This window comes from Providencia sp. PROV004 (assembly GCF_011045615.1).
Classification (GTDB): Bacteria; Pseudomonadota; Gammaproteobacteria; order Enterobacterales; family Enterobacteriaceae; genus Providencia; species Providencia rettgeri.
Genome location: NZ_CP042859.1, coordinates 1,071,511 through 1,096,059, shown reverse-complemented (window position 1 = coordinate 1,096,059; position 24,549 = coordinate 1,071,511). Strand labels below are relative to the sequence as shown.

The 24,549-nt window shown below is 43.3% G+C and carries 16 protein-coding genes, 2 tRNA genes, 3 rRNA genes and 1 other annotated feature; of the genes, 4 read left to right on the top strand and 17 right to left on the bottom strand.

From position 1 onward, the window contains the following. Positions 1-61: 61 nt before the first annotated feature. From FVA69_RS04840 to rluD, 9 genes are all read right to left on the bottom strand, one after another. Positions 62-853: an endonuclease/exonuclease/phosphatase family protein gene (locus tag FVA69_RS04840; protein WP_004913919.1), complete on the bottom strand. Its 792-nt coding sequence runs from the start codon at positions 851-853 to the stop codon at positions 62-64. Between the two features lie 384 nt (positions 854-1,237). Continuing rightward, positions 1,238-1,353, bottom strand: a 5S ribosomal RNA gene (gene rrf, locus FVA69_RS04835). A 143-nt stretch (positions 1,354-1,496) separates the two neighbouring features. Continuing rightward, positions 1,497-4,627, bottom strand: a 23S ribosomal RNA gene (locus FVA69_RS04830). A 315-nt stretch (positions 4,628-4,942) separates the two neighbouring features. Then, positions 4,943-5,018 (bottom strand) — tRNA-Ala (locus FVA69_RS04825). Between the two features lie 132 nt (positions 5,019-5,150). Next, positions 5,151-5,227: transfer RNA gene (locus FVA69_RS04820), tRNA-Ile, on the bottom strand. Between the two features lie 65 nt (positions 5,228-5,292). After that, positions 5,293-6,832 (bottom strand): 16S ribosomal RNA (locus FVA69_RS04815). Together the 16S, 23S and 5S rRNA genes with 2 tRNA genes alongside form the textbook arrangement of a ribosomal RNA operon. A 522-nt stretch (positions 6,833-7,354) precedes the next feature. After that, positions 7,355-9,928 (bottom strand): ATP-dependent chaperone ClpB, encoded by a 2,574-nt coding sequence (gene clpB / locus FVA69_RS04810; protein ID WP_004913979.1) that lies wholly within the window; start codon positions 9,926-9,928, stop codon positions 7,355-7,357. A 123-nt stretch (positions 9,929-10,051) separates the two neighbouring features. After that, positions 10,052-10,786, bottom strand: coding sequence for a purine nucleoside phosphorylase YfiH (gene yfiH, locus FVA69_RS04805; protein ID WP_109911984.1), 735 nt, complete (start codon positions 10,784-10,786; stop codon positions 10,052-10,054). Continuing rightward, positions 10,786-11,763 (bottom strand): 23S rRNA pseudouridine(1911/1915/1917) synthase RluD, encoded by a 978-nt coding sequence (gene rluD, locus FVA69_RS04800; protein WP_004913983.1) that lies wholly within the window; start codon positions 11,761-11,763, stop codon positions 10,786-10,788. Before rluD ends, yfiH begins: the two co-directional genes overlap by 1 nt. Before the next feature lie 137 nt (positions 11,764-11,900). On the opposite strand from rluD, the gene bamD reads away from it, so the two are divergent. The 3 genes from bamD (at position 11,901) to pheA (ending at position 14,901) form a co-directional block, all read left to right on the top strand. Then, complete coding sequence (bamD, locus tag FVA69_RS04795; RefSeq protein WP_004913985.1) at positions 11,901-12,632, top strand: outer membrane protein assembly factor BamD; 732 nt, start codon at positions 11,901-11,903, stop codon at positions 12,630-12,632. Between the two features lie 478 nt (positions 12,633-13,110). Further along, on the top strand, positions 13,111-13,443 hold the full coding sequence (gene raiA / locus FVA69_RS04790) for a ribosome-associated translation inhibitor RaiA (protein ID WP_004913987.1): 333 nt from the start codon (positions 13,111-13,113) through the stop codon (positions 13,441-13,443). A gap of 138 nt (positions 13,444-13,581) precedes the next feature. Continuing rightward, positions 13,582-13,702, top strand: a sequence feature (Phe leader region). Positions 13,703-13,728: 26 nt separating this feature from the next. After that, entirely contained in the window at positions 13,729-14,901 is a 1,173-nt protein-coding gene (gene pheA, locus FVA69_RS04785) for a bifunctional chorismate mutase/prephenate dehydratase (RefSeq protein ID WP_004913989.1), read from the top strand. A 50-nt stretch (positions 14,902-14,951) separates the two neighbouring features. On the opposite strand, the gene FVA69_RS04780 is transcribed toward pheA, so the two are convergent. The 8 genes from FVA69_RS04780 to ffh all read right to left on the bottom strand — a co-directional run bounded on the left by FVA69_RS04780 (position 14,952) and on the right by ffh (position 23,351). Then, on the bottom strand, positions 14,952-16,520 hold the full coding sequence (locus FVA69_RS04780) for a methyl-accepting chemotaxis protein (protein ID WP_109911983.1): 1,569 nt from the start codon (positions 16,518-16,520) through the stop codon (positions 14,952-14,954). A gap of 316 nt (positions 16,521-16,836) precedes the next feature. After that, entirely contained in the window at positions 16,837-17,958 is a 1,122-nt protein-coding gene (gene tyrA, locus FVA69_RS04775) for a bifunctional chorismate mutase/prephenate dehydrogenase (protein WP_109911982.1), read from the bottom strand. 13 nt (positions 17,959-17,971) lie between these two features. After that, a complete protein-coding gene (locus tag FVA69_RS04770; RefSeq protein ID WP_042851650.1) occupies positions 17,972-19,066 on the bottom strand; it encodes a 3-deoxy-7-phosphoheptulonate synthase in 1,095 nt (364 codons plus the stop codon). 776 nt (positions 19,067-19,842) lie between these two features. Next, complete coding sequence (gene rplS, locus FVA69_RS04765; RefSeq protein WP_004264827.1) at positions 19,843-20,196, bottom strand: 50S ribosomal protein L19; 354 nt, start codon at positions 20,194-20,196, stop codon at positions 19,843-19,845. A 41-nt stretch (positions 20,197-20,237) separates the two neighbouring features. Then, entirely contained in the window at positions 20,238-21,002 is a 765-nt protein-coding gene (gene trmD, locus FVA69_RS04760; protein ID WP_109911981.1) for a tRNA (guanosine(37)-N1)-methyltransferase TrmD, read from the bottom strand. A 38-nt stretch (positions 21,003-21,040) separates the two neighbouring features. After that, positions 21,041-21,586: a ribosome maturation factor RimM gene (rimM, locus tag FVA69_RS04755; protein WP_047757188.1), complete on the bottom strand. Its 546-nt coding sequence runs from the start codon at positions 21,584-21,586 to the stop codon at positions 21,041-21,043. Positions 21,587-21,604: 18 nt separating this feature from the next. Further along, a complete protein-coding gene (gene rpsP, locus FVA69_RS04750; RefSeq protein ID WP_004914031.1) occupies positions 21,605-21,853 on the bottom strand; it encodes a 30S ribosomal protein S16 in 249 nt (82 codons plus the stop codon). Between the two features lie 136 nt (positions 21,854-21,989). Continuing rightward, positions 21,990-23,351: a signal recognition particle protein gene (gene ffh / locus FVA69_RS04745; RefSeq protein WP_004914034.1), complete on the bottom strand. Its 1,362-nt coding sequence runs from the start codon at positions 23,349-23,351 to the stop codon at positions 21,990-21,992. Positions 23,352-23,737: 386 nt separating this feature from the next. On the opposite strand from ffh, the gene FVA69_RS04740 reads away from it, so the two are divergent. Further along, complete coding sequence (locus FVA69_RS04740; protein ID WP_164528480.1) at positions 23,738-24,529, top strand: cytochrome C assembly family protein; 792 nt, start codon at positions 23,738-23,740, stop codon at positions 24,527-24,529. The last annotated feature ends 20 nt before the right edge of the window (positions 24,530-24,549 follow it).

Here is a 24,549-nt window from a genome sequence, read left to right as displayed (position 1 = left end):
ATAAAAGTAGTTCATCGAATCTACAATTAAATACGAGGGAAAATAAGGGAGATAATCTTAATTACTTAGAAAGCGTAAATTTGGTCATAATAGGGTTATGATCAGAAGCATCTGTTGGTAGTACAATGCTGTTTTTAACCTTCAATCCACGATAAAATACGTAATCTAAAGGGCGCCCAAAGGCCTTAGTACGGTAATCATCATTAAATGCAATTTCTTTTAAACCAACACTACGAATAAACCGTTTTAATGCATTTACTCGTTGCCTGCTCCATGCATTAAAATCACCCGCAAGGATCACTGGGCCAACATGTTTAGCAATATGAATTCCCAGCTTACTTAATTGCCGAGTATAAACATCCACACCAAAGCTGAAGTTAATTGCATGCACATTTGCTACCATCAAGTGTTTTCCATTTGGTAACGGATAAACCGTAATCAGTGCAGATTTAGCTAGCCGTAAAAGTGGCTCTTTTTCTCGTAAAGGACAGCAGTATATCGGATGTGAAGCTGCAAGAGTCATCACTCCAGCAGGGTGAGGCGAGAAAGGTAATGCAGGTACTTGATCAGCGATTAATTTATGTGATGCCGCAAAAGATATTAGCTCAGGTGACATTTGAGCCTCTTGCAGCAAGATTAGTTTTCTATCTTTCACTAATTCGTTAAGGGTGTGTTTCCAATTTGGACGTTGCTGTTTGTAAATATTCCATGTAACCACATCAAGAGTTTCACCCGCTGCAAACAGTGGTAAACCGATTGGAAGTGATTCACCTAACATATGAACAGGCATCGGCTGAATACGTTTAGCGGGCTCACCTGCAATATACCGAACAGAATAGGTTCTTTTCGCCAAATTTGAAGTCCCTATATCACAGAAAAATAATGAAAATTTTATACTTTTTGATTAGTTACTATAGGTAGTATATCAAATTTGAGATGTTATAGCTTATCAAATTTAACACAACCACTAACTTACCCATAAGGCCTTTAAGTTTTACACTAAAACTATAAAATGGATAATATTGAATTAGTGGCTATTCATACCACTTACCTTCTTTTATCCTCACCCTCTAAATAATACGTGAGTTGTTACTCACTACTTTATATCGTGAGCTGCCATTGACGGTAGTTATATTCATGACTAATGACCCTACGAAGAGGAATAACATCAACAATAAATTAGTTTCCCCCAAACGCAAAAAAGCCACCCAATGGGTGGCTTTCTCACTAATTGAATGTCTGGCAGTTCCCTACTCTCACATGGGGAGACCCCACACTACCATCGGCGCTACGGCGTTTCACTGCTGAGTTCGGCATGGGGTCAGGTGGGACCACCGCGCTATTGCCGCCAGACAAATTCTGTGTATTCCCGTTTAATCTCACTTTCGTGCACTAAACCAGAACATTAATCTCGAACAAGCTGCTGTGTCCTTCACCTCTCGGCTTCTCACGCTTATTGAATCAACATAATCTCTCTAAAACACCTTCGGTGTTGTCAGGTTAAGCCTCACGGTTCATTAGTATTGGTTAGCTCAACGTATCGCTACGCTTACACACCCAACCTATCAACGTCTTAGTCTTAAACGTTCCTTTAGGACCCTTAAAGAGTCAGGGAAGACTCATCTCAAGGCAAGTTTCCCGCTTAGATGCTTTCAGCGGTTATCTCTTCCGCACTTAGCTACCGGGCAATGCCATTGGCATGACAACCCGAACACCAGTGGTGCGTCCACTCCGGTCCTCTCGTACTAGGAGCAGCCCCTTTCAATCTTCCAACGCCCACGGCAGATAGGGACCGAACTGTCTCACGACGTTCTAAACCCAGCTCGCGTACCACTTTAAACGGCGAACAGCCGTACCCTTGGGACCTACTTCAGCCCCAGGATGTGATGAGCCGACATCGAGGTGCCAAACACCGCCGTCGATATGAACTCTTGGGCGGTATCAGCCTGTTATCCCCGGAGTACCTTTTATCCGTTGAGCGATGGCCCTTCCATTCAGAACCACCGGATCACTAAGACCTACTTTCGTACCTGCTCGAGCCGTCACTCTCGCAGTCAAGCTGGCTTATGCCTTTGCACTAACCGCATGATGTCCGACCATGCTTAGCCAACCTTCGTGCTCCTCCGTTACTCTTTGGGAGGAGACCGCCCCAGTCAAACTACCCACCAGACACTGTCCGCACCCCGGATAACGGGGCTACGTTAGAACATCAAACATTAAAGGGTGGTATTTCAAGGTTGGCTCCATGCAGACTGGCGTCCACACTTCAAAGCCTCCCACCTATCCTACACATCAAGGCTCAATGTTCAGTGTCAAGCTATAGTAAAGGTTCACGGGGTCTTTCCGTCTTGCCGCGGGTACACTGCATCTTCACAGCGAGTTCAATTTCACTGAGTCTCGGGTGGAGACAGCCTGGCCATCATTACGCCATTCGTGCAGGTCGGAACTTACCCGACAAGGAATTTCGCTACCTTAGGACCGTTATAGTTACGGCCGCCGTTTACTGGGGCTTCGATCAAGAGCTTCTCCTTACGGATAACCCCATCAATTAACCTTCCAGCACCGGGCAGGCGTCACACCGTATACGTCCACTTTCGTGTTTGCACAGTGCTGTGTTTTTAATAAACAGTTGCAGCCAGCTGGTATCTGCGACTGGCTTCAGCTCCATCCGCGAGGGACTTCACCTAGCGCCAGCGTGCCTTCTCCCGAAGTTACGGCACCATTTTGCCTAGTTCCTTCACCCGAGTTCTCTCAAGCGCCTGAGTATTCTCTACCTGACCACCTGTGTCGGTTTGGGGTACGATTAATGATAATCTAGAGCTTAGAGGCTTTTCCTGGAAGCGGGGCATGAGCTACTTCATCACCGTAGTGACTCGTCGTCGGACCTCAGCATATAGTGAACCGGATTTGCCTAATTCACCTGCCTACATCCTTAAACCGGGACAACCGTCGCCCGGATAGCCTAGCCTTCTCCGTCCCCCCATCGCAATTATCACCAGTACGGGAATATTAACCCGTTTCCCATCGACTACGCATTTCTGCCTCGCCTTAGGGGTCGACTCACCCTGCCCCGATTAACGTTGGACAGGAACCCTTGGTCTTCCGGCGTGCGGGTTTTTCACCCGCATTATCGTTACTTATGTCAGCATTCGCACTTCTGATACCTCCAGCATACCTCGCAGTACACCTTCACAGGCTTACAGAACGCTCCCCTACCCAACGAACGTATCCTTAAACTGACTGTCTGACGTTTCCGCCTCGACTTTGTTGAACGCATTGACGTCGCGTTGCTCCGTCAATCGTTTTGATACTATTGAATATCACTTAATCAGTTTAAGTGATACGTTCGCTGCCGCAGCTTCGGTGCATAGTTTAGCCCCGTTACATCTTCCGCGCAGGCCGACTCGACCAGTGAGCTATTACGCTTTCTTTAAATGATGGCTGCTTCTAAGCCAACATCCTGGCTGTCTGAGCCTTCCCACTTCGTTTCCCACTTAACTATGACTTTGGGACCTTAGCTGGCGGTCTGGGTTGTTTCCCTCTTCACGACGAACGTTAGCACCCGCCGTGTGTCTCCCGTGATAACATTCTTCGGTATTCGTAGTTTGCATCGAGTTGGTAAGTCGGGATGACCCCCTAGTCGAAACAGTGCTCTACCCCCGAAGATGAGTTCACGAGGCGCTACCTAAATAGCTTTCGGGGAGAACCAGCTATCTCCCGGTTTGATTGGCCTTTCACCCCCAGCCACAAGTCATCCGCTAATTTTTCAACATTAGTCGGTTCGGTCCTCCAGTTAGTGTTACCCAACCTTCAACCTGCCCATGGCTAGATCACCGGGTTTCGGGTCTATACCCTGCAACTTATTCGCCCAGTTAAGACTCGGTTTCCCTACGGCTCCCCTATACGGTTAACCTTGCTACAGAATATAAGTCGCTGACCCATTATACAAAAGGTACGCAGTCACCCCACCCCAAAGCACATTCACTGCTTGTTTTGTGTGTTGGGCGTCGCAAAAAACGCTCCGCCAACGCGTGTTGAATGTCACTTCAAAGTTGTCCTCAACACCAGAAAATGCTTTGGTGGTGGGGCTCCCACTGCTTGTACGTACACGGTTTCAGGTTCTATTTCACTCCCCTCGCCGGGGTTCTTTTCGCCTTTCCCTCACGGTACTGGTTCACTATCGGTCAATCAGGAGTATTTAGCCTTGGAGGATGGTCCCCCCATATTCAGACAGGATAACACGTGTCCCGCCCTACTCGTCGAGTTCACAACACTAACACCTTCGGATACGGGGCTATCACCCTTTACTGCCGGCCTTTCCAGGCCGTTCTCCTGATGCTAATGCTGATTAAGACTCTGGGCTGCTCCCCGTTCGCTCGCCGCTACTAGGGGAATCTCGGTTGATTTCTTTTCCTCGGGGTACTGAGATGTTTCAGTTCCCCCGGTTCGCTTCGTTTGACTATGTATTCATCAAACGATAGTGCAACGAATTGCACTGGGTTTCCCCATTCGGAAATCGTCGGTTATCACGGTTCATATCACCTTACCGACGCTTATCGCAGATTAGCACGTCCTTCATCGCCTCTGATTGCCTAGGCATCCACCGTGTACGCTTAGTCGCTTAACCTCACAACCCGAAGGTGTCTTCTTACAACGAGTGACTGTGCTTCATGATTTCGGCGTTAGTCCGTGCGCGCAATGCTCACGTACGTTAAGTACGCTGCGCTTGCTGTGCGCGGGCTGCCTTGAACTCATGTCGCTCGTCGACTCGATAGTTCAAAGTACACTATTCAAGTTGAGATTTTTGAGAGACTCTCACATTGTTTAAGCGATAAACAATGTGCGTTGTTTTCAATTTTCAGCTTGTTCCAGATTGTTAAAGAGCATAATTATTCGCAATAGACTATTTCACTAATCTATTCTGAATAATCAGAAAAATTTATGGTGGAGCTAAGCGGGATCGAACCGCTGACCTCCTGCGTGCAAGGCAGGCGCTCTCCCAGCTGAGCTATAGCCCCATAAAGGTATTTTTCGGTATCGTTTCTTTTTATGAAAGAAATTAGTTATAAATCGAATTTAGACAAGGCATAACATGGCGACGTTTACGCTAGGTAAACGAGCTAGGTTATAACGAAGCATCAATTCGATTTTGGTAGGCCTGAGTGGACTTGAACCACCGACCTCACCCTTATCAGGGGTGCGCTCTAACCACCTGAGCTACAAGCCTATCGATACCGCTACTCTATTTCATCAGACAATCTGTGTGAGCACTTCACAAAAACACTTCAATGGTAAGGAGGTGATCCAACCGCAGGTTCCCCTACGGTTACCTTGTTACGACTTCACCCCAGTCATGAATCACAAAGTGGTAAGCGCCCTCCCGAAGGTTAAGCTACCTACTTCTTTTGCAACCCACTCCCATGGTGTGACGGGCGGTGTGTACAAGGCCCGGGAACGTATTCACCGTAGCATTCTGATCTACGATTACTAGCGATTCCGACTTCATGGAGTCGAGTTGCAGACTCCAATCCGGACTACGACGTACTTTATGAGTTCCGCTTGCTCTCGCGAGGTCGCTTCTCTTTGTATACGCCATTGTAGCACGTGTGTAGCCCTACTCGTAAGGGCCATGATGACTTGACGTCATCCCCACCTTCCTCCGGTTTATCACCGGCAGTCTCCTTTGAGTTCCCGACCGAATCGCTGGCAACAAAGGATAAGGGTTGCGCTCGTTGCGGGACTTAACCCAACATTTCACAACACGAGCTGACGACAGCCATGCAGCACCTGTCTCAGAGTTCCCGAAGGCACTAAAGCATCTCTGCTAAATTCTCTGGATGTCAAGAGTAGGTAAGGTTCTTCGCGTTGCATCGAATTAAACCACATGCTCCACCGCTTGTGCGGGCCCCCGTCAATTCATTTGAGTTTTAACCTTGCGGCCGTACTCCCCAGGCGGTCGATTTAACGCGTTAGCTCCGAAAGCCACTCCTCAAGGGAACAACCTTCAAATCGACATCGTTTACAGCGTGGACTACCAGGGTATCTAATCCTGTTTGCTCCCCACGCTTTCGCACCTGAGCGTCAGTCTTTGTCCAGGGGGCCGCCTTCGCCACCGGTATTCCTCCACATCTCTACGCATTTCACCGCTACACATGGAATTCTACCCCCCTCTACAAGACTCTAGCTGACCAGTCTTAGATGCCATTCCCAGGTTAAGCCCGGGGATTTCACATCTAACTTAATCAACCGCCTGCGTGCGCTTTACGCCCAGTAATTCCGATTAACGCTTGCACCCTCCGTATTACCGCGGCTGCTGGCACGGAGTTAGCCGGTGCTTCTTCTGTCGGTAACGTCAATCGTTGATGATATTAGCATCAACGCCTTCCTCCCGACTGAAAGTACTTTACAACCCTAGGGCCTTCTTCATACACGCGGCATGGCTGCATCAGGCTTGCGCCCATTGTGCAATATTCCCCACTGCTGCCTCCCGTAGGAGTCTGGGCCGTGTCTCAGTCCCAGTGTGGCTGATCATCCTCTCAGACCAGCTAGGGATCGTCGCCTAGGTGAGCCATTACCTCACCTACTAGCTAATCCCATATGGGTTCATCCGATAGCGCAAGGACCGAAGTTCCCCTGCTTTGCTCCTGAGAGATTATGCGGTATTAGCTACCGTTTCCAGTAGTTATCCCCCTCTATCGGGCAGATCCCCATACATTACTCACCCGTCCGCCGCTCGTCAGCGAGAAGCAAGCTTCCCCTGTTACCGCTCGACTTGCATGTGTTAGGCCTGCCGCCAGCGTTCAATCTGAGCCATGATCAAACTCTTCAATTAAAAAGCTTGATGCTCAAAGAATGTTTACTGTCGTTTGATTTCCGAAGAAATCAAATTACCTATTAGTTCATATATATGAATTAACGTATTAGTCACTCTTCAAGACTTAAAATCAAATATTTTTTGATAGTGTCCTGTGAGTGCCCACACAGATTGTCTGATAAATTGTTAAAGAGCGTTGCGACTAAATCTGTTGATTTTCGACTTCGAGGTCGTTGTCGCGAGGAGGCGTATAATACGTTTTCCTCTGTGAGAGTCAAGCAATTTTTTGCTTTTTCTTTTCAGAATCTCTCGCTGCCGTTTCAGTGTTCATCGCGCTTTGCGTTGTCTTGTTCCCGGTCAGTGGTGGCGCATTATAGGGAGTCAGAAAAATCTGGCAAGTGTTTTTTTGAAAATAATTTTTAAGTGATGGTATTTTATACTTTACGTACATTTCTCAAACAAAAAAAGCGGTTTTATACGTAATTTGATATAAAAAAGGTGGCTATTATTAGCCACCTTTTGATTTCACAATAACATCAATTACTGTTTAGCAACGATTTCGTCATTTTCTACATCTAAAATGACAGGTTTACCTGGCAATAACTTACCTGACAAGATTTCTTGTGCCAGAGGGTTTTCAATTTCCTGCTGAATTGCACGTTTCAACGGCCTTGCTCCGAAGATTGGGTCAAAACCAGCCTCCCCAATTTTCTCAAGTGCCGCTGGTGTTGCACTGACTTCATAACCGTGCTCTTCAAGACGTTTATATAAACGAGCCAATTGAATATTGGCAATATTCGTAATTTGCTCTTTACCTAATGGATGGAATACAACGACTTCATCTATACGGTTAATAAATTCAGGTCTGAAACTATGGGATACCACTTCCATCACCATATCTTTCATTTCTGAGTAACCAATCATGCCAAACCTTTCTTGGATTAAGTCAGAACCCAAGTTGGATGTCATGATGATTACTGTATTACGGAAGTCTACCGTTCTACCTTGCCCATCCGTTAAACGTCCATCATCAAGCACTTGTAATAAAATGTTGAAAACATCAGGGTGTGCTTTCTCAACTTCATCCAATAAAATGACTGAGTAAGGACGACGTCGAACTGCTTCAGTTAAATACCCACCTTCTTCGTAACCAACATATCCAGGAGGTGCGCCCACTAAACGTGATACCGCATGTTTTTCCATAAATTCAGACATGTCGATACGAACCATTGCATCATCGCTATCAAACATAAAGTTTGCTAACGCTTTACATAACTCAGTTTTACCTACCCCTGTTGGCCCTAAGAACATAAACGAGCCAATTGGGCGGTTCGGATCTGATAACCCTGCACGACTACGACGAATTGCATTCGATACTGCAACTACAGCTTCATCTTGTCCAATAACACGCTGATGGAGTTGCTGTTCCATACGTAACAGTTTCTCTCTTTCGCTTTCTAGCATTCGAGATACAGGAATGCCAGTCCAACGCGCTAAGATTTCTGCAATTTCAACATCTGTTACTTTATTACGTAACAGTTTCATGCTTTTACCTTCAGCTTTCGTTGCCGCTTCAAGCTGTTTTTCCAACTCTGGAATTTTACCGTATTGCAATTCGGACATTTTTGCCAAATCACCCATACGGCGTGCTTTTTCCATCTCGATACGTGTATTTTCAAGTTCAGCTTTAATATGCTGAGTACCCGTTAATGATGCTTTTTCAGCTTTCCATTCTTCTTCTAACGCAGAATATTCACGCTCTTTCTCTGCGAGCTCTTCTTCTAACATCTCAAGGCGTTTTTTACTTGCGTCATCTGATTCTTTTTTCAGCGCTTGCTGTTCGAGTTTGAGCTGAATAATACGACGTTCCAGCCTATCTAAGGATTCAGGTTTTGAATCCATTTGCATACGTAAACTTGCACCCGCTTCATCAATTAAATCAATCGCTTTATCGGGTAACATGCGGTCAGTAATATACCGATGCGATAACGTTGCCGCTGCCACAATCGCTGGGTCAGTTATTTGCACATGGTGATGCAATTCATAACGTTCTTTTAAGCCACGTAAAATAGCAATTGTGTCTTCAACGGATGGCTCTGCGACATACACTTTTTGGAAACGACGTTCTAAAGCAGGGTCTTTCTCAATGTATTGTCGATACTCATCCAATGTGGTTGCACCAACGCAGTGTAATTCACCACGAGCCAACGCAGGTTTTAACATGTTGCCCGCATCCATCGCACCATCGGCTTTACCTGCACCAACCATAGTATGTAGCTCGTCAATAAATAGAATGACGTTACCTTCCTGTTTGGCGAGGTCATTTAGAACGGCTTTCAGACGCTCCTCAAACTCACCGCGATATTTCGCACCCGCAATCAGTGCCCCCATATCTAGGGATAATACCCGTTTATTTTTTAACCCTTCTGGAATTTCACCATTTACGATACGTTGTGCTAACCCTTCAACAATCGCTGTTTTACCAACACCTGGCTCACCAATCAGCACGGGATTATTTTTAGTACGACGTTGCAATACTTGAATGGTACGACGAATTTCTTCATCTCGGCCAATCACAGGGTCTAATTTGCCTTGCTCTGCACGTTCAGTTAAATCAACCGTATATTTTTTCAAGGCTTGGCGCTGGTCTTCAGCGCTTTGGTCATTCACTTTTTCTCCACCACGCATCTGTTCTATTGCCTTTTTTAAATTATCTTTATTAACACCTGCTGCTTTGAGCATGTCTGCTAATGTCGTATTGGCTTCTAAAGCGGCGACAAGAAATAATTCTGAGGAGATAAATTCATCTCCGTGCTTTTGTGCCAGCTGATCACATAAATTCAAATGACGCATTAAGTCACTTGATGGTTGAACATCTCCCGCTACACCTTGCACTTGAGGTAAACGACCTAGCGCATCTTCGACTTTTTGCTGGAATTGTACGGCATTCACGCCTAACGTCGTCAGCAATGGACGAACGGTACCCCCTTCTTGATTAAACAGGGCACTTAATAGATGAATAGGTTCTATAAACTGGTTTTCGCGCCCAAGGGCTAGTGATTGGGCGTCAGCGAGAGCTTGCTGGAATTTATTAGTTAAACGGTCCAGACGCATAACACCTCCAATAAATGAGATTAAATTTGCTACTGGATACTAGATGAGGTCAGTTTTTAAATATTCAAGTTTTGCAAGGAATTATTTTCATAATATCCATTAATTTAGAATAAAACACCAAGACTAGGTGTTTATCCATATTAATGAAGCCATTCTGCCAGTCTTTCCTTCCCTTCGATAGGAAAAAAATCTGTTTTCATCTGTTACGGTACAAAAATCACCGCCATACACTTTCGTTACGCCAGCAGCTTGTAGTCTTTTACGCGCTAACAAATAAATATCAGCTAGATATTTATTGTTATAAGGAATAAAAGCAGAGGCTAAATCAGACGATTGATTAACAAAAGCCTCTTTGACTTCCTTGCCGACTTCAAATTTCTTAGCACCAATAGCTGGGCCAAGCCAAGCGATAATTTCATTTGCAGGACAAATAAATTGAGCAACTGTATTTTCAAGGACTCCATGACATAACCCACGCCACCCTGCATGGGCGGCGGCTACTTCCGTTCCGGCTTGATTAGTAAATAACACAGGCAAGCAATCCGCCGTCATAATGGCACAAACTTGGCCAACCTGGTTGCTATACACTGCATCCGCTTGCCTATTGTGAATTTTATTCCCAACAAGATGTAGCACATCAGTACCATGCACTTGCTCAAGCCATACAGGCTGTTGTGGTAGCTGAGCAAGTTTTTCAAGGCGTTGACGATTTTCACTGACAGCATTGGGAACATCCCCAACATGATCACCTAAATTCAAGCTATCAAAAGGTGGTTGGCTCACACCACCTGTACGAGTTGTACTACAGCTAGCTATATTTTTAGGTTGTGGCCAATCAGGGAAAATCAATGTATTCATTACCAGTCCATATCGTCTTTATGCAGTTCAGTATCTGCTTTTAGAGCTTCAATAAGCTTAACCATATCATCAGGTAACGGTGCATGCCACTCCATTTGAATACCTGAGATTGGGTGATATAAACGCAACATGGTGGCGTGCAGTGCTTGCCTATCAAAATTACGCATGACCTCTAAAAACTCCTCTGTCGCCCCTTTTAATGGACGCGGCCGCCCACCGTATAAAGGATCACCAATTAAGGGATGATTGATATGCGCCATATGAACTCGAATTTGGTGTGTTCTACCCGTTTCCAGACGTAAACGTAAACGAGTATGAGCTCTAAAGTGTTCCATTACACGATAATGCGTTATGGCTGGTTTGCCCATTGGGTGTACAGCCATATGAGTTCGTTTAGTTGGATGGCGAGAGATAGGTTCTTCTACCATACCGCCCGCGGTCATACGACCGACCGCAACTGCTTCATATTCACGCGTAATTTCTCTACGTTGCAATGCTTCGACAAGGTGTGTTTGAGCTGGAACGGTTTTTGCGACAACCATTAAGCCTGTTGTGTCTTTATCTAAACGATGAACAATACCCGCCCTTGGCACATCTGCAATTTCAGGATAACGATATAATAACGCATTCAGAATTGTGCCATCTGGGTTTCCTGCCCCGGGGTGGACAACTAAATCACGCGGTTTATTAATAATTAGGATATCTTCATCTTCATAAATCACATTAAGTGGGATATCTTGTGGTTCCCAGCGATTATCTTCTTCAATGAGGGCATCGATTAAAATTTGTTCACTGCCGAAAACTTTTTCTTTTGGCTTATTGATAACTTTGCCATTAACCTGCACTCTATCAGCTAAAATCCATTCTTTTATGCGAGAACGTGAATAATCAGGGAACAATTCGGCCAAAGCCTGATCTAAACGTTGACCAAGCTGTGATTCAGCGATAGTTGCACTAAGTTGTACTTGTTGAGCCATAAATTAATCTACTTTTTGGTGTTTGTGTTTTGACGGCAGTGCCGTTTCATTTAAAATATATGCTATTGTAACTCGAATTTTGCCGGGAGCCTTATGGATAGACTCCCTCGAAACACTCAGAGGATAACCTACACGTGATGATACGTATGAAAAATCTGGTGGCTGCAGCCACGTTGAGCCTGATTTTAGTCGGCTGTTCCAGCACTCCTGAAGTCAGCCCTGATAGCTCCCCTGCTGAAATATATGCAACGGGTCAGCAAAAACTACAGGACGGCAATTTTAAAGCAGCGATTAAACAATTTGAAGCTCTTGATAACCGTTATCCATTTGGTCCATATGCTCAGCAGGTTCAATTAGACCTGATTTATGCATATTATAAATCAGCAGAGCTGCCAATGGCGATAGCCGCGATTGACCGTTTCATGCGTTTGAACCCAACTCATCCAAATATTGATTATGTCCTCTATATGCGAGGCTTAACCGCGATGGCCCTGGATGATAGCTTATTGCAAGGCCTCTTTGGTATTGACCGCTCAGACAGAGATCCACAGCATGCACGAGTTGCATTCAAAGATTTCAGTCAGCTAGTTCGCTACTATCCTAACAGCTTATATTCCAATGATGCGAGTAAGCGATTAGTTTACTTAAAAGACCGTTTAGCAAAATTCGATCTTTCTGTTGTCGAATACTACAACAAACGCGGTGCTTATGTCGCGGTTGTTAATCGTGTTCAACAAATGCTAAAAGACTACCCAGACACAGAAGCAACACGTAATGCCTTAGCATACATGGAAATTGCTTATAATGAGATGGGGCTAAACCAAGAAGCGAATAAAGTTGCGAGTATTATTGCTGCAAACCCACAATAATATCATCGTGAGATCGAAAACAGCGGCCAAGGCTGCTGTTTAGGTTGTTGACAAAGCGGGATAAAAGCGTGGTTTTTCCCGCTTTGTGTTATCAGCCGAAAATCAATTCATTGATTTTCCTAATTTATTTTCAATAACCGATTAAACTTGCTGCCAAACATAATATGTTTGTCCGCAGTCTGAACAGCAGCCAAGGCTGCTGTTTTCTTTGCTAACGGCGATTTAGTTGCTTGCCCATTTAGTGTGCTAATTTTAACCCAAAAAAAACTCCGGCTAATTACCGTTCCGTTAACCAACCCAGCCAGTTTCCCTTAATCAATTCATTTTGGCAATGCTTTTTCGCCCCTTTTTTACGTGAAATCACACTTCGGATGAGCGCTACTCTTCCTCTGAATGAGATGTGATCTATATCAATTTTTTCTTAGCAAGAACGGGTATTCTGAACTCAACAAAGACGGAAACAATGAGAGGTAACTATATGATAGTGAACATTACTAGCAAACAAATGGACATTACCCCAGCGATTCGTGAGCACATTGAGAGCCGTCTAACAAAACTCGATAAGTGGCAAGCATCCTTGATAAATACGCATGTTGTTTTATCAAAAGAGCCACAAGGTTTTATGGTTGATGCCAACATAAAAACAGCGACAGGAAAATTGGTCGCAAGTGCCAAGCATGAAGATATGTACGTTGCAATTAATGAACTAATTAACAAACTCGAAAGACAACTTAATAAAGTGCAACATAAAGGAGAATCAAGAAGAGCATATAATAGTGTAAAAGAAGCGAATAATACTGTTACGTTATAATTTTATATTATCTATCAACTAATCTTGAACCTTGTAAACGCGCTCGCTATGGGCGCGTTTTTTATGTTTCTGATCCTTACCTATTGACTTCTTAGTGAGTATCGGGTTTATTTAAATTGAATCGACTAAAGGTATTCATATGAATCTTAATTTTGTTTTCTTTTTCTTCTTTTTTAGCAACTCCTAATTAGGGGCTTTTGTCGTTCGAGAAAGAAAAGAAGACAAAATTAGAAAGCCCCCTCTAGGGGGCTTTTTTTATATCATAATATTAACAGGGTAGGCAGCATGGAAAACAGCACTAATTTATTGAAAGTAAGAGAAAAAATAAGTCAACTGGATAGTGAATTACTAAATCTTTTAGCAAAGCGCCGTGGTTATGCTGTTGAAGTCGCTGAAACAAAAATTGATGATAGCCGCCCTATTCGTGATAAAGACCGTGAGCGTCAGCTTCTTGATGTTTTAATCAACAAAGGCAAACCGCTAGGGCTTGATGGTTTTTATATCACCCGCCTATTCCAAATGATTATTGAGGACTCCGTTCTTACACAACAGGCGATTTTACAAAAACATTTAAATTTAACCCCGAGTGATACTGCCCGTTTCGCATTCTTAGGGCCGAAAGGTTCTTACTCACACATTGCTGCACGCCAATATTCTGCTCGCCACTTTGACCAACTGGTTGAATGCAGTTGCCATAAATTCCAAGATATTTTTTCATTAGTTGAGAGTGGGCAAGCGGAGTATGGCATTTTGCCAATAGAAAACACCAGCTCGGGTGCAATTAATGATGTTTACGATTTACTGCAAAATACATCATTATCAATCGTTGGAGAAATTCGACTCCCAATAAACCATTGTCTCTTAACAACAGGAAATACTGATCTCAGCCAGATCAAAACCGTGTATAGCCACCCTCAGCCTTTCCAGCAATGTAGCCAATACTTAGCGCAATTCCCTCACTGGGAAATAAAATATTGTGATAGTACATCAACTGCAATGCAAATGGTCGCAGACCAAAACTCACCGAGTGTAGCGGCGCTTGGAAGTGAAGCCGGCGGCGCGTTATACAATTTAAGCGTAATAGAACACAACCTCGCTAATCAGCAAATTAATATGACTCGGTTTATTGTTGTTGCACCGCAACCAATTGAAGTCACTGAACAAGTCCCCGCTAAAACAACACTACTTCTTACCACTGGCCAACAAGCTGGAGCCTTAGTTGATGCATTAGTTATTTTGAAAAATAATAAGATAATTATGAGTAAATTAGAATCTAGGCCAATTAATGGTAAGCCCTGGGAAGAGATGTTTTATGTAGATGTTCATTCAAACTTACGTTCAGATAATATGCAGCAAGCTTTGAGAGAACTTTCAACAATTACTAGATCAATTAAAATATTAGGCTGCTACCCATCCGAAAATGTGGTTCCTGTTGAACCTGAAAAGATCACGCCTTAATAAAATATAATCTGGCTGCACTTTTATCAGTGCAGCCTATTTAGCGGAAACTATATTGCTGCTTTAGGCTGATGACTCGACGATTTAACTCTGAAATAATTCACTAACTCCTTCAAATGATATGCTTGTTCATTTAAGGAGTCCGCAGCAACAACAGATTCTTCAACTAAACTCGCATTTTGTTGTGTGGTTAAATCAAGTTGCCCTACTGCACTATTAATTTGAGAGATCCCATCGCTTTGCTCACGGCTAGCTTGCCCAATTTCACGTAGTAGCGCATTCATCTCTTTTACACTATCCACCATGCCATGTATTTGCTGAGTTGCTTTTTCAACAAGTTCCATGCCTTCTTGCGTTTGTGACGATGAGTTTTCAATCAACCCGCGAATATCACTCGCTGAAGCTGCACTTTTTTGTGCTAATAATCTCACTTCCCCAGCAACAACGGCAAAGCCTCGCCCATGTTCACCGGCTCTTGCCGCTTCAACGGATGCATTCAATGCTAAGATATTAGTTTGGAATGCAATCGAGTCTATTAGGTTAATAATTTCTGTCATCTGTGATGACGAACCGTTGATTGCTCGCATTTTGTTCGTAACTTGGCTCATCATATCGCCATTATTTTGCACAACAATCGCTGCTTGATCTGCAAGCATACTTGCTTCATGGGTGTGCTCAGTCGTATTTTGAACAGTTGAAGTTATTTGCTCCATTGAACTAGCCGTTTCTTCAACTGATGCGGCTTGTTCTTCTGTACGTGCGGCAAGGTTTTGGTTCCCTGCAACAATTTGCCCTGCTGCCGCCGAAATACTTTCAGAACCTTGCTGAACCTCTTGGACGATTTCCAGCAAGTGTTCTTTCATATCATTAAGTGCATTTAGCAACACACCCGTTTCATCTTTTGAGGTGACCTGAATATCTTTAGTCAAATCCCCATTTGCAATTGACTGAGCGAAATTAACCGCATTTTCCAATGGTCTAGTAATAATAGTCGTAATATACCAACCCATTACGCAGCCCGCAGCGATACTCAAGATTGAGAGCACAGCCAGTAATAATTTATTACTTTCATAGTCTGCATTGACTTTCCGGCCGATCTCTTGCATCTGCAAGTCTTGAATTGCCATCAATGTTTGAATGTGATCTCGATAATCCCGCTGAATACTCGAAGTTTTCGTCATCATCTCATCAATCGCCGCTTGCCGATTATTTTGTTGTAAGAATACATTCATACGTGCCAGCGATGCATGGAACTGTTGGCGGATCACGCGTAAATCTGCCAAAATTTCTTTAGAACGATCATCAGTGACACTGCTTTCTAGTTTTTCTAACAACTCTGTTATTTTCAGTGTAATTTTAGCAAGCTCTTCACGGCGCTTATCACTACCTCTGTCATCAAGTAAAATCAGCTCTTGGATCCCAATAAAAGAATAAAAGTTATCCATCATCTGCCCGGCTGTCGAAGCAATAGGATAGCTTTCATAAAGTACCTGCTTCATTCCTTCATTAGCCCGGTTCATATTCGCTAAAGAAAATATTGAACTTAAGATAATAAGCGCAACAAAACCACCAAATGCTATCGTTAACTTCATACTGATTTTGAGATTTTTAAAAAACATATATTTACCACGCTAGTCATCATTTAATGAGTAGTGTTATCGGTAAAACAGATAAGATCTTTATCATATAAATCGATCTATTTATAAATATTAATTTTAAAAATTGATTAATTTGGAATTAAATAGTGAATAAATTCAATTTTAGGCTAATTAGCACATTATTCGATAGAAATTATACATATAAGTACAATTACTTATTTTAAATAAAGATTTCAAGTGAGATTAACTAAAATGGAAGAATATGGAAGACAGCGATACATTAACAGCACAGATAAAGCCCCCTACCGCAATAAAACACGATAGAGGGCGGGGATGATTATTTTCGATTATCGTTTGCTCGTTGCAGTAATGATTGGCTTTCTTTCATAAAATGATGGGCATCTTCGCCGAACCACTGGCTAACTTGATTAAATTGGTGGATAAATTCCTCTTTATCTTTTTTCTCAAGTAGCATTATTGAGTCCCCTAACAATTGGTGATACCTCCGTATCAATTCAACGTTTTCATCAGAAGACATAATAATATCTGCATACAGTTGAGGGTCTTGTGCAAACAGCCGCCCAACCATCGCGAGCTCTAAACGATAAATAGGCGATGATAAATCAAGCAGTTGCTGTAAATCGATATTTTCCTCAGCAAGATTTCGTCCATAAGTAAATGTTGTAAAGTGCCGTAATGCCTGAATAAAGCTCATATTTTTATCATGCTCTTCAGCTGATATTTCTTTCAAGCGAGCTCCCCAAACTAATAGCTGTTCAAGGAACCACTGATAAGACTCCGAGCTACGGCCATTACAATAAGCAAATACTTGCTTTGCAACGCTACCAATATCAGGGCCAAACATCGGGTGAAGTCCAAGTACGGGCCCATCATGCGCAGCTAACATCGCTTCTATGGGCTGTTGCTTAATTGACGCGATATCCATCAAGATCGTGCTTTTATCCAATTTAGGCAGTTGGTTGATCACTTGTACTGTTAAGTGAATAGGTACACTGATGATCACAACGCTCGCACCAGCAACTATAGACTCTGCTTGCGGCCAATCACCTTCATTCAATATTTTGACTTGGTAACCTGATAAAGTCAGAAGGCGGTGGAACAACCGCCCCATTTTCCCATCACCGCCCACAATCACAATGGGTCCAGCTGATGGGTTCAATGTTTTGAACCCTTTATCATTTTCACGTGCGTAAGATTCACGCATGATCCGCCTTAGAATATCCTCAATCAGATCAGGTGGGATCCCCATACGCTCAGCTTCAGCGCGACGTGCGGCCAACATACTGGTTTCGCGCTCAGGCACATAAATCGGTAAGCCATGTAAGCTTTTCACTTCACCGACTTCAGCAACCAATTGCAACCTTTTTGCTAATAAATCGAGTAACGATTTATCAACTTCATCAATTTGTTCCCGTAAATGGGATAACTCAACAGACATACCAATACCTTGATCAGCTCACTTTACTCAATTTTTGCGCACGTTGTTCAAGCACAGGTAGTAATGCCTGATGCAATTTACGCAATACCGTTTCCGTCGTTTGCCAGTTAATGCAGGCATCAGTTACTGAAACACCGTATTTCATTGAGTCACGGGCTTGTTCTGATGTTTGATTCCCTTCATTAATATGGCTTTCTAGCATAATACCTGTAATTGATTCATTACCATTAATAATTTGTTCAATAATAGAATCAACAACTAATGGCTGACGACGGTAATCTTTATTTGAGTTTCCATGGCTACAATCCACCATAAGTGATGGCTCTAAACCAGCTTTTTTCATTTCAGCTTCACAAGCCGCAATGTCCTCTGCGCTGTAGTTTGGCATTTTACCGCCACGTAAAATAACATGGCCGTTACTATTGCCTTTAGTATGTAATAAACAAACTTGGCCAGATTGGTTAATCCCCATAAAACGGTGTGGCATGGCAGCTGCTTTTAATGCATTAATTGCGGTAGATAAACTTCCATCCGTTCCATTTTTAAAACCAACTGGCATAGATAAACCCGATGCCATTTCGCGGTGTGTTTGTGACTCAGTGGTTCTTGCACCAATGGCAGACCAACTAAATAGATCCCCTAAGTATTGAGGATTGTTAGGGTCCAGTGCTTCTGTCGCTAATGGTAACCCCATGTTCACTAAATTAGTCAGCAAGTCACGAGCAATATGCAGGCCTTTTTCCATTTCAAAAGAGCCATCCATAAATGGATCACTAATCAACCCTTTCCAACCCACGGTTGTACGAGGTTTTTCAAAATACACACGCATCACAATATATAAGCTATCACTTAATTCTTCGGCTAATACTTTCAGACGCTCACCATATTCAATAGCAGCATCCACATCATGGATTGAGCAAGGGCCACATACCACGAGTAAGCGAGGGTCGCGTTGATGAATAATGTCAGCAATCACTTGGCGCGATGTCGCAATGGCATGCAGGTTGCTGCGACTCAGCGGATATTTCTCTTTCAGACTCTCAGGAGTGATTAATACCTGCTCGTCTTGAATATTCACATTGTTGAGTACATCTTTTTGCATGATCATTTTTTACCTACTTATTAGCTTATATTTGCTTAGTTTATTATTTACGTATTGTGTTTGGGTGTATGACTAATAACATACCATGCATCGTAAACAATTCAATCCATTTATGTAAAATATTTCCACACATGTAAAATATTATTTACACAACAATAGTGAATTGATAAATATATAAATTTACATAAAATTAACATTTATAATATTTAAATTAGAGTTCAACACCAATTTTTAGTAAATATTTATTTACAGATTAAGATGTTAATCTCTCAGCTATATTCTAAATAGTTCGAGTTGTAGCAAGGCGGCAAAGGAATGAGACGCTAGGAGCATACACAAGTATGTGACTAGTGCGAATGAGTGCTGCCAACACAGCTACAACTTGAAATATGACGAATATAGGTATGTGACCTGTGTGGCTGAGCGCAGCCAACACAGCTAGGACTTGAAATAAACTCTCTCAGCTATATTCTAAATAGTTCGGGGTGTAGCAAGGCGGCAAAGGAATGAGACGCTAGGAGCATGTGACTAGTGCGAATGAGTGCTGCCAACATAGCTACAACTTGAAATAAACTCTCTCAGCTATATTCAAAATAATTCGAGTTGTGGCTAGGCGTCAAACGAGGTTATCTCGGGGAGCATACATAAGTATGTGACCCGAGTAACCGAGAGAAGACAACAACGCCACAGCTTGAAGTATGACGAATATAGTGGTGAATGTAAAAAGGCCCGCAAATGCGGGCCTCTCTCATAACATAACTTTCGGATGTAGCGAAAGCGTATTACTTGGCGTTCAGACGCTCTTTGATACGAGCTGCCTTACCAGAACGCTCACGCAGGTAGTACAGTTTAGATCTGCGAACAGCACCACGACGTTTAACTGCAATGCTATCTACGACTGGTGAGTGAGTTTGGAATACACGCTCAACACCTTCGCCGTTAGAAATTTTACGAACAGTGAATGCAGAGTGCAGACCGCGGTTACGAATAGCGATAACCACGCCCTCGAATGCCTGCAGACGTTTTTTAGAGCCTTCTACGACCCATACCTTAACTTCCACGGTGTCACCCTGACGGAATGAAGGTACGTCCTGCTTCATTTGCTCTTGTTCAAGTTGTTTAATAATGTTGCTCATAATAACTCTCTTACCCTAGGTAAACTGATATGTTTAGACAATTAATTGTCTGGATTCATTTGTTGCTCAGACTGATATTCCCGTTGGAATTCAGCCAACAACATCCTCTGCTCGTCAGTCAGAGCTAGGCTTTCCAGAAGCTCAGGTCTTCTAAGCCAGGTACGGCCGAGTGATTGTTTCATGCGCCAGCTATCTATTTTAGCGTGGTTTCCTGAAAGTAAAACATCAGGAACTTGCATGCCGTCTAACACTTCAGGGCGGGTATAGTGTGGACAATCTAACAAACCATCTGCAAAAGAGTCTTCTTGGGCAGAGGCTTGATGACCAAGTACCCCCGGTATAAACCGTGAAACTGAGTCAATCAACACCATCGCGGGGAGCTCCCCACCACTGAGAACGTAATCACCGATTGACCATTCTTCGTCAACTTCGGTTTGAATGATACGCTCATCAATGCCTTCATAGCGGCCACAAACAAGAATCAATTTCTCATTGGTTGCCAGCTCGCAAACACCGTCTTGACTGAGTTTGCGCCCTTGCGGTGAAAGATAAATAACCTTTGCACCAACACCAGCCTCAGTTCTTGCTGCGTTGATTGCATCCTTAAGCGGTTGCACCATCATCAGCATGCCTGGACCACCACCATAGGGGCGATCATCAACAGTTTTGTGCCTATCGTGAGTAAAGTCACGCGGATTCCAGCACTCAAATGTTAGCAGGCCATTTTTCACTGCCCGACCAGTTACCCCGTACTCGGTTATTGCGCGGAACATTTCGGGAAACAGGCTAATTACACCAATCCACATCATTTCGTCCCACTTATCAAAACCGTTCAACCGGAGATTTAAAAACCAGGATCCCAATCCACTTCAATAAGTTTGGCATCGAGATCGACTTTCTTGATAACCTGCCCATCAAGAAACGGAACTAACCGCTCCTTGATGCCAAATGCATCTTTTAAATTCGCCTTAATGACCAGTACATCATTTGAACCGGTCTCCATCATGTCAGTGATGGTACCAAGGTCATAGCCTTGTAACGTCACTACATGGCAACCCATCAGGTCTTTCCAGTAGTATTCGTTTTCTAACTCAGGAAGTTGGGTTGAATCAACCGCAATCTCAAAGTTAGTCAAAAGCGCAGCTGCATCGCGGTCATCGACCCCGTTCAGCTTGACGATGATATCCTTGTTATGATGTTTCCAATCTTCAATTTCAATGTGTTGCCATTGACCTGAGCGTTGGATAAACCAAGGCTGATACTCAAAAATACTTTCAGCATGTTCGGTGGACGAAAAAACTTTGAGCCAACCACGAATACCGTACGCTGCACCTAATTTCCCCAATACGATTGGGTTTTCAGGTGGCTGTAGTTTAGTTTGCTTGCTCATTGTTACCACCGCGACAGATTAAGCTGCTTTCTTAGCTTGTTTGACCAGTTGTGCAACACGGTCAGAAATAGTTGCGCCTAAGCCAACCCAATGCTCAATACGGTCCAGGTCTAAACGCAGTTCTTCTGCTTGACCAGCAGCGATCGGGTTGAAGAAACCGATACGCTCAATGAAACGACCGTCACGCGCATTGCGGCTATCGGTTACAACGATTTGGTAGAACGGACGTTTTTTAGCGCCGCCACGAGATAAACGAATTGTTACCATAACATCCTCATTAGTTAACAAAACAACCAGACTCCATCGAGGGATAGAGTCCGGCTGTCATATAAAAAGCCCGAAAAGTTTACTCACTTTGACGCAAAAATCAATCAAAAGTGCGTTTTCTTTGAGGCTTTATTGCTTAACGCCCCGGAAAACCCGGAGGCATCATACCCTTCATACCGCGCATCATCTTGGCTAGACCACCTTTTTTCATTTTCTTCATCATGCGTTGCATGTCATCAAATTGTTTTAAGAGGCGGTTAACTTCTTGCACGGTAGTTCCCGAACCTGCCGCAATACGACGTTTTCGCGAACCTTTAATAATTTCAGGTTTTTCACGTTCTTTACGTGTCATGGAATTAATCATCGCTTCCATACGAACGGTGATTTTATCATCCATTTGGGACTTAACGGCATCCGGTAACTGAGACATCCCGGGCATTTTGCTCATCATGCTCGCCATACCGCCCATATTACGCATTTGCTTTAATTGACTTAAAAAGTCATTTAAATCAAAGCCATCCCCTGTTTTAAGTTTTTTAGCCAGCTTTTCAGCTTCATCGCGGTCAACTTTATGCTCAATCTCTTCAATCAGAGAAATTACATCACCCATACCGAGAATACGCGACGCGACGCGCTCTGGATGGAATGGTTCTAAGGCGTCAGTTTTTTCACCAACCCCTAGAAATTTAATGGGTTTGCCTGTAATTGCGCGAATAGAAAGCGCCGCACCGCCTCGCGCATCACCATCGACCTTGGTCAACACAACCCCAGTCAGTGGCAAGGCTTCATTAAACGCTTTCGCTGTGTTTGCCGCATCCTGTCCTGTCATCGCATCGACGACGAATAAGGTTTCAACTGGCTTAATAATGCGGTGAACTTCTTGGATTTCTTCCATCATCGCTTCGTCGACGTGCAAGCGACCCGCGGTATCTACTAACAGCACATCGTAGAATTGCAATTGTGCGTGTTTTAATGCTTTTTGAACAATAGCAGCGGGTTTTTCTTGTACTTCCGAAGGGAAAAAATCAATTCCAACACTTTCAGCTAACGTCTCTAATTGTTTAATCGCCGCGGGGCGATAAACGTCAGCAGAGACAACTAATACTTTTTTCTTTTGTTTTTCTTTTAAAAGCTTACCTAATTTTGCAACGCTGGTTGTTTTACCCGCACCTTGCAAACCCGCCATTAAAACGACCGCAGGAGGTTGTGCGGATAAATTAAGTTGGTGGTTTTCGTCCCCCATCGCGCGAGTCAGTTCATTTTGAACTATTTTGATGAACTCTTGGCCTGGTGTTAGACTTTTATTGACATCTTGCCCAACCGCATTTTCTTTAACTTTTTGAATGAATTCACGGACTACTGGCAAAGCAACGTCAGCTTCCAGCAAGGCCATGCGAACTTCGCGTAGTGTTTCTTTAATATTTTCATCAGTTAGACGCCCACGCCCACTGATATTGCGCAACGTGCGCGATAGTCTGTCAGTTAAATTATCAAACATATGTCTTAGCTCAATTCTGTTGATGGGCCGATGTCAGCCTGATCTGGTTGCTAATACAGATAATTTCAAGTGCGTGTTATCTAACAACTTGAATTATAAGCATCAATGCCTTCACAATGAGGAAGGAAAACCAACACTAAAAATAATCGCGGCAAAATAATGCCCCATTGTAACATGCCCGCAGTTTTTTCGCTGCCCCCTGTTTGAAACGGATGATACAGGTTATTATGGTTTGAATTTAATAATACGAACCAACCCCGTAGGCACATGAAGTGCTATCCGCAATGAATATATTGCGATTGGCCCGTCCAATAGTTGGAGCCTGCACTCGTACAAGTTATACTATGAAATAACTTTCCACTAAAAATGATTAACGACACTATACTATGCCCGTATATGCAGTCATAGCAGTTTGTACATACATGGTCAGTCTGTTACTGATCGTCCCCGGCCAAGTGCGTAAACAGCCGTTTTACCGCCATCTCGCGCTTTTTCTTGCCGTTGTTGCGTTAGTAACTCACGCTATTACATTGAAATTCTTGATTTTCAGTGAAGCCGAAGGACAAAACCTCACTCTGTTGAATTTAGGCTCAACAGTGAGCTTACTCATGTGTGTGATTATGACTGTTGTCGCTTACTGGGGAAAGGCTTGGTACTTAACGCCCATAGTCTATAGTTTTGCCATCATTAACTTGATGCTGTCAACGCTAATGCCTGGTGAGTTTATTACGCATCTCGAAGCTCGCGTCCCCCTGTTTGTTCACATTGGCCTCGCTTTGTTGAGCTATGCAACACTTCTTATTGCGGCTTTATATGCATTACAAGTGGCTTTAATCGACCATCAACTAAAAAACAAAACCTTAAAATTTAGTCCCGATATGCCACCGATGATGGTGATTGAACGTAAAATGTTCCATATCACTCAAGTTGGTGTCATTTTGCTAACTCTGACCTTATGCACTGGCTTTATTTATATGGATAATATTTTTGATAAAGAAAATATTCATAAATCAGTGTTATCCGTTATCGCCTGGTTTGTTTATATCACTCTACTTTGGGGGCATTTCCATGGAGGATGGCGAGGTAAGCGCGTTCTATTTTTCCATGTTGGCGGTTCAATCATCTTAACTATGGCTTTTTTTGGTAATCGTCTAATACAGGAGTTCATGGTATTTTGACGCAAATAAAGTCACTACTT